Raw genomic sequence first — 12,464 nt, 5'->3', positions numbered from 1 at the left:
GCTGAAGGGTCATAAGTCAATGTAGGGAAATCCGGATGAGTACCCATTTAGGGACTCATTTCGATGCTCCCTATCATTTTGATGGAAATGGAAAAAAATCATCGAACTTGATCTTGATATATATATCGGCACTGCTACTGTAGTAAAGGTGGACGAAGCTGAAAGCAAGGGCATTAAGGCTTTTGAAGGGATCGAATTGACAGGGGACCGGTGGTTGTTGCTGGCAACAGATCAATGGAAGGACTTCAGCCGTTTTCCTGAATGGATTCCACCGGTTGAACCAATTTAGCTCCCTTCCTTGCAAATAAAGGGGTGGTTGGGCTCGATTTACCTTCCGTTGATTATCTCGGCAGCAAAGAATTGCCTGCCCGCCATGCACTGTCAGGCTGTGTGATTCATCTCGAAGGGCTTGGTCCTTGATGGATTGGGGTCTCGGCTGTACGTTTGGCTGGATTGCCGCTTGCATTAGAAGCTGGGGACGGAAGTCCGGTAAGGGCCGTGTTGAAAAAGAAAGGCTGATGAGGGGGACAAAAGGTGGGCAAAATTGGAGTTTATGGATCTTCCTTCGACCCGGTCACGAATGTGCATTTATGGACAGCATCCACCATTGCGCATCGTGCTAAGCTAGACAAGGTGATTTTTTTGCCTTGCGCAAATGGCCGTATCGATAAACAGATGAAAACGAGCAATGAACACCGTTGGGAAATGCTCAAGCTGGCAATAGGGGGCAACCCATTATTCGAAGTTAGTGATTATGAAATTAATGAACGTGCCGGAACGAGTAAACAATATACTTGGTATACGATGGAATATTTTAAATCACGATTTCCAAAGGACGAAGTTTATTTCATAATGGGTGCAGACTTACTTGAAGATATTGATAATCAGGAGTTACCGGTACACTTACGATGGAAATTCAGGGAAAAATTGATTGCGAATCACAAATTCATCGTCATGGCACGTGATGGGATCGATATGCTGAAAATCATATCCAAAAGTCCATTGCTAAGGAATTATGATGATGGCAATACATTTCACCTTATTGATAAAGGCCTTTCCATGGAAATCAGTTCTACATATATAAGGGATGAATTCGCGATGGGCGGGGAACCAAGATATTTACTGCCTGATCAGTGTTATCAGTATATCGTGGACAATAAGCTGTATCAAAAAGCATCCAATTCATAAGTGTTGGCTAGGTATTAAAAAGGGTTCGATCTCCCCGTTGGATCGAGCCCTTTTCGTTTGGAAATTGTTAAAGATGTAAAACGTGAATGAATTTAAATAAAAGGACATATTCATTAATAAAACATAGTTGACAACTTGGTATACTTTGCTTTATGTTAATGATACATAAATTCATAATATTTGCTGATCAGAGAACTGAAGGCATACTATCTCCTTTAATAAAATAAAAAGGGAAGTAGTGTGCTTTTTTTTGTCGCAAAAAAACAGGGGGGATTCCATGAAAAAGTTGATGATATTGACAAGTTTGATATTAGCATTCGGTGTACTTGCAGGATGCAACTCGGAAAAAACGGAAGGGGATGTTTCATCAAAGTCAGTCGAGCTATTGAATGTGTCATATGATCCGACACGAGAATTGTACCAGGAATTCAATGAAGCGTTCGTGAAGCACTGGAAAGAAGAATCGGGTCAGGATATAACGATTCAACAATCCCATGGCGGATCTGGTAAACAGGGCAGGGCAGTCATTGATGGATTGGAGGCGGATGTCGTTACATTGGCATTGGCTTATGATATTGATGCCATATATGAAGCTAGTAACCTGTTAGCGGAGGATTGGCAGAAACGGTTACCGGAAAACTCGACACCATACACATCAACCATTGTGTTTTTGGTGAAAAAAGATAACCCTAAAGGCATTAAAGATTGGGATGATCTTATTAAAAAGGATGTATCCGTCATTACACCGAATCCAAAGACAAGCGGAGGGGCAAGGTGGAATTACCTGGCTGCCTGGGCTTATGCGGAGAAGAATTTCGATAATGATGAAACAAAGGTGAAGGATTTCATGAAAAAACTTTATCAGAATGTTGAAGTCCTGGATTCAGGGGCACGCGGTGCAACCACCACTTTTGTAGAAAGGGGAATTGGTGACGTACTTATCGCATGGGAGAATGAAGCCTATTTAACTCTGGAAGAATTCGGTGCTGACAAATATGAAATCGTCAATCCTTCAATCAGTATATTAGCAGAGCCACCGGTAGCTGTTGTCGATGAAGTGGTCGAGAAAAAAGGAACAAAGGAAGTGGCTGAAGCCTACCTGGAATACCTATATACGGATGCCGGTCAGGAAATTGCCGCGAAAAACTTCTATCGTCCAAGGGATGAAAAGGTACTCGCTGAATATAAGGACCAATTTGCCAATATAGATATGGTGACGGTTGATGATACGTTTGGCGGGTGGAAAAAAGCCCAAGAAACGCATTTTAATGATGGTGGTACGTTTGACGAAATTTATCAACCGCAATAAGCATGAAGGAGAAGATGGCTTACCATCTTCTCCTTCATAAATCAGAAAAAGGGCTGAGGCGAAGCGATGAATATAGTGACAGAAGGTAAACAGACGAAAAAGAGGACCATTCCCGGTTTTGGATTGACGATGGGTTTTACGCTGCTGTATCTCTCCATCATCGTTTTGATCCCGTTATCCATGGTTTTTCTAAACACATTTTCAATGGGGTTCCAGGATTTTTGGGCGACCATAACTGAACCAAGGGTTCTCGCTTCTTATAAATTGAGTTTTATGACAGCGTTAACTGCGGCCTTCGTGAACGCAGTTTTTGGTGTGTTAATTGCCTGGGTGCTTACTCGTTATGAGTTTCCCGGCAAACGGATCATCGATGGATTGGTTGATTTGCCTTTTGCCCTCCCGACTGCTGTGGCAGGGATTACTTTGACCACTTTGTACTCACCGAACGGATGGATCGGGCAATTTTTCAGCTTTAAAGTCGCTTTCACTCCTGCGGGGATCATCATCGCCCTAATATTTATCGGTCTTCCATTCGTGGTGCGTATGGTTCAACCGGTGCTTGAAAATATCGAAAAAGGGATGGAAGAAGCATCTGCCTCTTTAGGGGCGAATCGAATGCAGACATTCATTAAAATTATTTTCCCGGAATTGATTCCAGCGATATTGACTGGTTTTGCACTTTCTTTTGCGAGGGCACTTGGAGAGTATGGATCCGTTGTCTTCATTGCCGGAAATATGCCGTTTAAAACGGAGATTTCCCCGCTGATCATCATGACAAAGCTCGAACAGTATGATTATGAGGGTGCAACAGCTGTTGCAGCCGTCATGCTCATTATTACATTTATAATTTTGTTCACCATCAATATCTTACAATGGTGGACCGGCAAAAGATATTCAGGGAAGTAGGAGGGATATGATGGAACATGATAATTCAGTGGTTGCAAAAGCGAATCACCCAGTCATTATTACGAAAAACGCAACTAAAGAGCCTAAATCCATACAGTGGGCCCTTATTTCCATTGTATTGCTATTTCTTACATTGTTTTTAGTCGTCCCATTAATCGCGATCTTTGTAAAGGCATTTGAAAAAGGTGCCGAAGCTTATTTTGCGGCCATTGCCCATCCTGATGCCTTGGCTGCGATTAAGTTAACATTGATCGTTGTCCTCATCACCTTGCCACTCAATGCCATATTTGGAGTAGTTGCTGCGTGGACCATAACAAAATATGATTTTAAAGGAAAAAACTTCTTAATAACATTGATAGATTTGCCTTTTTCCGTTTCACCCGTCATTGCTGGGTTGATTTTTGTCCTTCTGTTTGGCTTACATGGAACACTTGGTCCACTGCTGCAATCCTTTGACATTAAAGTGATTTTTTCAATACCGGGGATTGTCATCGCCTCCATTTTCATTACCTTCCCATTCATTGCACGCGAATTGATCCCGCTCATGCAAAGCCAGGGGACGTCTGAAGAAGAGGCTTCACTCACGCTGGGTGCGGGAGGGTTTAAGACATTTTGGTATGTGACGCTTCCCAATATAAAATGGGGACTTCTATATGGAGTCATCCTTTGCAATGCAAGGACAATTGGGGAGTTTGGAGCTGTATCGGTCGTATCGGGCCATATACGGGGCATGACCAATACGATGCCGCTTCATATTGAAATCTTATACAATGAATATCAATTTTCAGCTGCTTTTGCCGTTGCATCCCTGATGTCCATTTTTGCAATCATAACGCTGATCATTAAAAGTTTCATAGAATGGAAAACGGACTTTAAATCAACCAAAGCGAGTTAGGAGGAATGAAATGAGTATCATCATTGAAAATGTTACAAAATACTACGGGTCCTATCAAGCACTCCAAAACATCAATTTGGAAATAAAGAGCGGTGAACTCGTAGCCCTTCTTGGCCCTTCAGGATCGGGCAAAACGTCATTACTGCGCATCATCGCGGGCCTTGAACAAGCAGAGAACGGAAAGATCCTCTTCAATGAAGAGAATTACACGCATAAGCATGTAAAAGATCGAAATGTGGGTTTCGTCTTTCAGCATTATGCCCTTTTTCGTAATATGACCATTTTTGATAATATTGCCTATGGATTAAAGGTCCGCCCTAGAAAAATAAGGCCCAGTAAAGAAGTTATTGAACAAAAGGTTACCGAATTGCTTCAACTCGTCAAGTTGGAAGGCTATAAAGAGCGTTATCCATCCCAATTATCTGGCGGCCAGCGCCAGCGTGTCGCATTGGCAAGGGCACTTGCGGTTGAACCGAATATCCTTTTGCTTGATGAACCATTCGGGGCATTGGATGCCAAGGTTCGCAAAGAACTTCGGCGTTGGCTAAGAAGGCTTCATGATGAATTCAATGTTACAAGTGTGTTCGTGACGCATGATCAGGAAGAGGCGATGGATGTTGCTGATCGGGTCGTAATCATGAATGAAGGGAAAATTGAACAGATTGGAACTCCTGAAGAAGTATATGATCACCCGGAAAATCCCTTTGTTTATGATTTTCTCGGCAGTGTCAATCTTTTCAAAGGAAATGTTCATCAAGGTAAATTGGTAACTGGGAATGTGGAAATGAATGCCCCGGGCAGCGAAGATGGTATGGGCACTGGTTATGTAAGGGCTCATAACTTTATCATAGAAAGAGAACCATCCGAAAAGGATTCGATTGCATCCATGATTGACCACATCCATACAATTGGCCCCATCGTCCGGATAGAAGTCATTCGTCAGGATACAAACGAGCCGCTGGAAATCGAACTGACGAAAGAACAATATTTGAATCTGGAAATAAGCAAAGGCGAAAGTGTATTCGTCCGACCAAAAGAAATGAAGGTTTTTGTCGACTATATGGCTGGAATTTAAGAATGGGTCGAATATTGACGGAAAAACCGCTGATGAGCGGTTTTTTTTGTTTTTTAATGGGGATGCCAGCGGACCTTCCTGTATGTAAGGGAAATAAGCTGCAATATGGTTCAAAAGGGCATCCATGTATTCGTAAATGGTAAGTTTTAATCTGCCAATAGTCTATGGTCCCTTGGTGCTAAACGCTAGATAGAAAGTCTTGCATCAAAATACGAAGGTCGTTATGTAAAATATTGGTTGTTATATCACGCGAAAAAGTCGAATTTTTATGTTTTATGTTAAAATTGAAATATAATTGTAATATTGTTATTACGCATTTGACAAAATCTGATGATATACTACGACTTAGGTGAAAACATAGTAGAGTATCAGAAATGTATTTAATATAATTACAGCCTTAGAAGATTACATAAAGAGTAAAAAAATAGAGAAGAGTTCCCAGCAATTTATTTTGACTAATCATTTTTCATAGAGAAAAAGAAGTGGGTCGATGGAAATGCACGGGGAGGAAAGCAGGGGAAATGAGTTTGAAGAAAAAACTTATCGTATTGAACACGACAATTATGCTAGGATTGGGAAGCGCTTTTGCCATACCATCAGTGAAAGCTGAAGAAAATATCTCGGATATTCAATCGCAACGCACTGGAATACAAGCAGATATTTCAGAGGCAGAACAAGTTATTCAGGAATTGAAAAAAGAACAAACGAAAATGAATTCCCAAATTGCCCAGATTGAAACGGCAATGAAAGAAAATGACGAAAAAATCAAAGATACTAAACAAGAAATTAAAGACACGGAAGAAGATATAGTTTCTTTAAAGAAAGAAATTAAAGCCTTGGAAGAAAGAATCGCAAAACGCGAGGAAGTCTTGAAAGAGCGCGCCCTTTCATTCCAAGAGAGCGGCGGGGACGTTGAGTACCTAGAAGTTGTTTTGGGTTCTAAAAGCTTTGGTGAATTCGTTAATCGTGTTGGAGCGGTAGCCACTATCGTGGAAGCTGACCAACAGATTCTTAGCGAGCAGGAAGCGGATAAAGCTGACTTAGAAAAAAAACAAGCGACCGTTGAGAAAAAATTGCAACGCCTTAAGGATATGGAAGTAGAGCTTAAAGGCATGCAATCTCAAATTGAAGATCAAAAAGCTGAAACGGTCAATATGAAGTCTAAGATTGAAAAGAAAGAATCGGAAACAGAGGCCCTAAAACAATCTTTAGAGAATAAAGATGCCGGTTTAGAAGCACAAATAGCATCCATTCGTGAAAATATCAAAAAAGAGGAAGAACGTAAAGCATCAGAGAAAGCAGATCTTGACCGTGCTGCTGAAGAAGTGAATTCTTCCAGTGAAGGATCAACAAGTTCTTCTAGCGAAGAATCGTCAAGTTCTTCTAAAGGCGAAGCGTCGGCATCAGGTTCGTCTAAAGTTGAATCATCTTCAAATTCATCTAAAAACAGTTCTGCTGCTAAACCTGCAGCCAGTAAAACTGAAACATCAAGTAAGCCAAGCAGTGCAAATACAGGCTCTGCCATTACAGCAGGTTTATAAATATATCGGTAACTCCTCTTATAAATTTGGTGGCGGAAGAACGGCATCCGATATCGCTAACGGTCTATTCGATTGTTCAGCGTTCGTTGCATGGGCTTATAAACAAGCTGGTGTGAACCTTCCACCGAGTACGGATGCATTGAAAAATGCAGGACGTCAAGTATCTGATAGTCAAAAACAACCTGGAGATTTAGTATTTTTCAATACCTATAAAACGGATGGGCATGTCGGAATCTATGTCGGCGGCGGCAAATTTATCGGTTCCCAAAGTTCAACAGGTGTTGCAATTGCCAATATGGAAAGTGGATATTGGGCAGGTGTATACAACGGGCGTGTCGTTCGTGTAAATTAATCGATCTTTAATAAGCAGGGGAGAAAAAGCCCCTGCTTATTTTTTTTGAAAAAATATCGAAAAAAGTGAAACTTATTTTGATATTCACCGTAAATACTATAAGATAAAACAAGGATAGGTGATGTGGACTTTCAGTTAATCTGGGAAAAGATATAATGAAACAACATTCCATACTATTAAACGGAGGCAAAAAAACATGATGAAAAAATTTATGGCTGCATTACTTACAATTACACTAGCATTCTCGCCAGTCGGCACTTATGTATTCCAGGATCATTCGGAGTCTGTCGATGCAAGGGGCTACAAGTCCGGAAAAAGAAGCTTTAACAACAACACCAATAATAATTCGAATTTCCAAAATAAAGAAACGAAGAAATCCGATGCTACTACTGCTAATAAAGCTAAGAGTGGAAACACATTCACAAAAGGCGGCTTAATGAAAGGACTTATGCTAGGTGGACTGGCAGGTTTACTTTTTGGCAGCCTATTCGCCAATATGGGAATGCTTGGTTCTATACTTGGTCTATTAATCAACGTATTGGCGGTTGTGGTATTAATCGTTGTAATCCGTAAAATATTCACATATTTCAAAGATAAGAAGAAGAAAGAGGATCCAAACCCATGGAGAGGCTAAAGATTTCCGAACAAGATATCATCAACGCGGTTTGTGTTTACATTGGCCGTAAAAAGCAGGTACAACCCAATGAGGTAGAAGTGGAGTTAATGTATGATGATGATTATGGCTTTTCGGCGGAAGCGTTTGTCGATGGCAGGAAACAAGTGTTAATTACCATCAACTTGATAGAAGCGCTTCGCTTATGGCTGGATGAATATATGAATAAAGATCCATACTCGGGCATTGAACTTGTTTTGGATGATGAAGAAGGCATAGTGGCTTTAGTAAGTGAAAGTAATAGATAAGTAAAAAAGGATGCCGTTTAGGCATCCTTTTCCTATTTTATAAGGCTTAATGATAGCCGATTGGTGTGAAGGAAAAGGATAAAAGAAAAATAGAAAAAAAGTAAAGCAAGCTAAGCAAAATCCTAGATTACCGACACTTATTTCAAACAAATAAATAACTAAGAATGAAATGTATTTCCATTTGTTGCAAAAAATGGTCGGTGGAAGTAGGATGGATATATGTTCATGGCAAAGGAGGAGAATAAGTGGCAGGTTATATAGAAGATATCACTTTTTTAAATGAAAAGGCCATAAAGTTCGGCAATGAAAAAGTGGAAGCGATACTCGCACCAACTTTAGGAAGCAATCTGCTTTCGTTTAGGTACAAGCATAAGGATATGGAGGTGCTGCGAACTCCGGATAGTGTGGAAGATTATAAAAAAGCTCCCATTTTATACGGAATGCCGATCCTGTTTCCTCCCAATCGAATTGAAGATGGTCAATTTACTTATAAGGGGACTGCGTATAAGTTTCCAATCAATGAAATGGAAAAATCCAATCATATTCATGGTTTTTTGTATGATAAGCCGTGGCAAGTCTGCAAAAAGGAAGTGAACGGGAAAGAAATCGTCATTAATACTGAATTTTCAAGCAGTGATTTTGATCTGAAAGGTAGCTTTCCACAAGATATCACTGTGAATATGTCTTTGTCTTTAAGAGGTGAAACATTGGATATCCAATTGGAAATCACCAACAAGGGCATTGAACCCTTTCCATGGGGAGCAGGTTATCATACTGTATTCAATTTTCCATTTGCACCAGGGAGTAAATTGGATGATTGCAGAATATCCCTTCCCGTCAATAAACAATGGGAGTTGAATGAAAGGTCATTGCCCACTGGTGCAATTCATGAGACGGCCAATACATTGGAATTCCAAAACGGTTTTAGCTTGGCCGGCCGGCTGTTTGATGACCTATTTGGCTATGATGAGGAAAGAGCTCTGGAAAACGAGTGCATTCTCACTGACCAAAAGGCTGGCATACAGGTCATCTATCAGGGCGATCAACATTTTAAGTTTTGGGTATTGTTCAACCAGGAGGGGTTCGTATGTCCTGAACCATATACATGGGTAACGAATGCTCCTAATTTGGATTTGTCTGCAAAATTGACTGGATTGAGTGAGTTAAGCTCAGGGGAAGCGATTCAGCTTAGAACTAGATTGGCAATAATGGAAATATAAAAAACACCTTGGCGAATGCCAAGGTGTTTAAGGTTATGCTTTTTTTCTCATCCAGAGCGGGTATAGGACGATTCCGAATACATATAAGGCAATGCCAAGTATGAATGTACTCATATCAGCTGTACCTGTCTTGATGACCCAGATCGAGTAGATTAACGCCAGGATGGTGATAATGCCATCACGTACCCTTGAGCCTTTCATGATGTCATAGGTTTCCCCAGTCATGACTAGTTTCAATTGATACAGAACGGATGCTAGATACGGGATCAAGTAGGCGAGTGTAGCGACGATCATTGAGAATTTATATGCTTCCAATATCGTACCCGAAATAGTGGAGAATAAGAATATCTGTGTCATGATATTTGTTATTGTCATAGAACGGACGGGTGTGCCATTTTTGTTCGATTTCGCAAAATAGGCCGGAAACAGATCCGATTTCGCTGCCTGGTAAGGAACCTCAGATGCAACGACAATCCATCCGATTGTAGACCCCAATAAGGAAATGACGGCAAGAGCAGCCATTATATATGTGCCGCTTGAACCAACAACAGCTTGTAGTGCGTCAACAAGTGGTTTTTGTGATATTTTCAAATCTTCTTGTGATATGGCACCCATCGTCAATAAAGTAATGCCGATATAGATGGCAACAGCGATAAGTAAGCCAAGAATCGTCGCTTTCTTTACATCATTTTGTGACTTGGCACGGTTTGAAAGCATGACGGCAGCTTCAATACCGATGAAGGCCCATAATGTTGAAATTGCAGCAGCATTCACTTGATCACCTAAAGAGATTGCAGATCCCGTCTTATCATAAAATTCAGCTCCGTTCCCTAGATTGGATGTATCGAAGATGAAAATCGTGATAATGATGAAAAATAAGAACCCAAGCACTTTGGTAACCGTAGCAAAAAGATTCATTTTCCCGGCACTGTTAAAACTTCTTACCAAGATTGCCTGAATCCCCCAAAGGGCAATGGAACATACCGCAAACGTTAATGCTTTACCTAACTCAAGTTGAAACGAACCCGCTGTATAAATCACTTTCGTACTATGCATCACCGGGAAAAACGTTGATAGGTAACCTGCAAAAGAAATGATGACGGAAGCTGTCGCTGCCCAATTCGCAGCCCAATAGCCCCAAGCCATGCTATACCCTGAAACCCTTCCTTTAGCAGGGGATTTAAATAATGATTGAGCATAACTTTGCGGTCCAGCCTTCAAATCCGGTTTCCGGACTGCCAGGTTACCAAACACCAAAGCTATTAGAAAAACTCCCAGTCCAGTAACAATCCATGCCAATGTGGCCCCTAATGGACTGGATACTTGTGCTAATTGAGCAGGGAGCATGAAAATTCCGCCACCGACCATATTTCCAATTACGAATGTGGTCAAAATCAATAAACCCCATTTTTTATTTACCATTTATATCGAACCTTTCTTAAATACAAAGTGTGTGCTTATACCGACAACTTATACTAAAATAGTATATCTCAAATAGTTTAGTTTGGTAAAGTGGTAAATAAGTAAAATATAAAACGCGTACTAATCAGAAAATTCAAATTATATTTATGTAAATTTTTTAATGAAGTTGTACATGCAGATTGTTATTATTTTGCATTTAATAAATATATGAAGAATAGCTCATGGAAGATCCTCTTTGACAGTATTGTAGTTGAAAATAAGGGAAGGAGGCATCAAAATGGGATACATTGAGGAATTACGAGCTGTCGTCGGAACATGGCGATTGATCCTTACGGGTGGTCGCCGTTTTTGTTATCGATAATCATGCCCGCATTCTGTTCGTCCAAAATAATGGAAAATGGAAACTGCCGGGCGACTTCATAGAATTGGGGGAATCCACTGAAGATACAGCCAGACATGAAATATGGGAAGAAACAGGGCTGCACAGCGGCAACCAGCAATTAATTGAAGTATTTTCAGGGTAAGACCTTTTTACCAAGCTGCCAAATGGTGATGAATACTTTCATATTACCAATGCTTACTCAACAAAAGAAATACGTAGCGGAATTTTAAGACCTGATGGTATAGAAACAGAAAAGGTGGATAATTTTTAAACCGTCGTTCTTCCGCACGGACTAAGTGCAAGAGATCAAGGGCTATTGAAAATTTTTATGCAAAGAAAATGAATTGGAAAATTTGATTTAACGGAAGGTAATACGGCTTAGTACAAAATATAAACGGAGGTCAATGACTATGGAACAAGGCATAAACTCCTTGAAACAGAGTAAAAATCCGGTTGCATTTATACAAACATTAGATGGAGGAAGCGCACACGTCATTCTTTTCAGCGACGGTAACAAATATGTAATTAAGTGGAACGGTACTAGAAAAAAAAGGGCAAGAGAAGTAGTTAATGAATATGTGGTCGGTAAATTAGCGGAGCTCCTTTCTCTTCCAGTTGTTCCCTTGGAGCTTGTTAATATGCCGAAAGAATTTATAAAGAAAACTCCTGAATTAAAATCCAAAAAATACAAATTTAGTTCTGGGTGCCATTTCTGCTGTTTATTTATCGAAAACAGTATTGTATTTGGCGATGTATCTGAAAATCCTCCATCCAAGGGCGAAGTTAAAAATCGCGAAATGCTTGCCGGGATGTCGGTATTCGACCAATGGGTGCATAATTTCGACCGGACTATGAGCAATTTACTTCTGGAGCATCTTAGTGAGGGCGGCTTTTATGTCCGTATGATTGATCATGGCAGGTGTTTTCCGGGGGAATACACATGGTCTTCTCAAACACTTAGCGTGATTCGGGAATATAAACCTGATTATCAAGAAGCTTACCGATGGGTAATCTCACTTCTCGATGATCAGAAAGATCTTCTAGCTTTTGTGGAAACCATAATTTCTTTGCCTAACAAATCGATCTATGAAGTTATCCGATCCATCCCGAAAGAGTGGCAGGTATCTGCTGAGGATAGGGAAGCCCTCTATCAATTTCTTGTAGAACAGAAAAATCACTTGCCTAATGTTATAGCCGGAATGATCGATTACTATGACCATAACGAGAAAACTCATGAAAAAAAATAGGAAAAA

The 12,464-nt window shown here is 40.4% G+C and carries 14 protein-coding genes; 13 read left to right on the top strand and 1 reads right to left on the bottom strand.

Features of this window, described 5'->3' with window-relative positions; translation table 11 throughout:
• Positions 1–35: 35 nt before the first annotated feature.
• From QFZ73_RS04505 to QFZ73_RS04460, 11 genes are all read left to right on the top strand, one after another.
• Positions 36–143, top strand: a complete 108-nt coding sequence (locus tag QFZ73_RS04505; RefSeq protein WP_307263468.1) for a cyclase family protein — start codon at positions 36–38, stop codon at positions 141–143.
• Positions 144–534: 391 nt separating this feature from the next.
• Complete coding sequence (gene nadD, locus QFZ73_RS04500) at positions 535–1,188, top strand: nicotinate (nicotinamide) nucleotide adenylyltransferase (protein WP_251431222.1); 654 nt, start codon at positions 535–537, stop codon at positions 1,186–1,188.
• A gap of 277 nt (positions 1,189–1,465) precedes the next feature.
• The gene (locus QFZ73_RS04495; RefSeq protein ID WP_307263463.1) at positions 1,466–2,497 is read left to right on the top strand and encodes a sulfate ABC transporter substrate-binding protein; all 1,032 of its coding nucleotides are present in this window, start codon (positions 1,466–1,468) and stop codon (positions 2,495–2,497) included.
• Positions 2,498–2,563: 66 nt separating this feature from the next.
• Positions 2,564–3,403 carry a sulfate ABC transporter permease subunit CysT gene (cysT, locus tag QFZ73_RS04490; RefSeq protein WP_063232096.1) on the top strand — a complete coding sequence of 280 codons (840 nt, stop codon included), beginning with the start codon at positions 2,564–2,566 and terminating at the stop codon, positions 3,401–3,403.
• A 10-nt stretch (positions 3,404–3,413) separates the two neighbouring features.
• Positions 3,414–4,298, top strand: a complete 885-nt coding sequence (gene cysW, locus QFZ73_RS04485; protein WP_251431214.1) for a sulfate ABC transporter permease subunit CysW — start codon at positions 3,414–3,416, stop codon at positions 4,296–4,298.
• Positions 4,299–4,308: 10 nt separating this feature from the next.
• The gene (locus tag QFZ73_RS04480; RefSeq protein WP_251431211.1) at positions 4,309–5,373 is read left to right on the top strand and encodes a sulfate/molybdate ABC transporter ATP-binding protein; all 1,065 of its coding nucleotides are present in this window, start codon (positions 4,309–4,311) and stop codon (positions 5,371–5,373) included.
• Positions 5,374–5,900: 527 nt separating this feature from the next.
• Complete coding sequence (locus QFZ73_RS04475) at positions 5,901–6,914, top strand: coiled-coil domain-containing protein (protein ID WP_373458910.1); 1,014 nt, start codon at positions 5,901–5,903, stop codon at positions 6,912–6,914.
• On the top strand, positions 6,877–7,266 hold the full coding sequence (locus tag QFZ73_RS28860) for a C40 family peptidase (protein WP_373458909.1): 390 nt from the start codon (positions 6,877–6,879) through the stop codon (positions 7,264–7,266). Before QFZ73_RS04475 ends, QFZ73_RS28860 begins: the two co-directional genes overlap by 38 nt.
• 199 nt (positions 7,267–7,465) lie before the next feature.
• Positions 7,466–7,900 carry a hypothetical protein gene (locus QFZ73_RS04470; protein ID WP_307272577.1) on the top strand — a complete coding sequence of 145 codons (435 nt, stop codon included), beginning with the start codon at positions 7,466–7,468 and terminating at the stop codon, positions 7,898–7,900.
• Positions 7,888–8,187, top strand: coding sequence for a YxcD family protein (locus QFZ73_RS04465; RefSeq protein WP_251431205.1), 300 nt, complete (start codon positions 7,888–7,890; stop codon positions 8,185–8,187). Before QFZ73_RS04470 ends, QFZ73_RS04465 begins: the two co-directional genes overlap by 13 nt.
• 245 nt (positions 8,188–8,432) lie before the next feature.
• A complete protein-coding gene (locus tag QFZ73_RS04460; protein ID WP_307263456.1) occupies positions 8,433–9,407 on the top strand; it encodes an aldose 1-epimerase in 975 nt (324 codons plus the stop codon).
• A gap of 33 nt (positions 9,408–9,440) precedes the next feature.
• On the opposite strand, the gene QFZ73_RS04455 is transcribed toward QFZ73_RS04460, so the two are convergent.
• Positions 9,441–10,829 (bottom strand): amino acid permease, encoded by a 1,389-nt coding sequence (locus tag QFZ73_RS04455; protein ID WP_307263453.1) that lies wholly within the window; start codon positions 10,827–10,829, stop codon positions 9,441–9,443.
• 335 nt (positions 10,830–11,164) lie between these two features.
• Here QFZ73_RS04455 and QFZ73_RS04450 point away from each other — a divergent pair, with 335 nt between their 5' ends.
• Positions 11,165–11,353 carry an NUDIX domain-containing protein gene (locus QFZ73_RS04450; protein ID WP_307263450.1) on the top strand — a complete coding sequence of 63 codons (189 nt, stop codon included), beginning with the start codon at positions 11,165–11,167 and terminating at the stop codon, positions 11,351–11,353.
• 268 nt (positions 11,354–11,621) lie between these two features.
• Complete coding sequence (locus tag QFZ73_RS04445; RefSeq protein ID WP_307263447.1) at positions 11,622–12,458, top strand: HipA family kinase; 837 nt, start codon at positions 11,622–11,624, stop codon at positions 12,456–12,458.
• The last annotated feature ends 6 nt before the right edge of the window (positions 12,459–12,464 follow it).

Source organism: Peribacillus sp. V2I11 (assembly GCF_030817135.1).
Lineage (GTDB): Bacteria > Bacillota > Bacilli > Bacillales > DSM-1321 > Peribacillus > Peribacillus simplex.
Note: the sequence above shows the minus strand (reverse complement) of the source record. Positions and strands in the feature narration are given on the sequence as shown.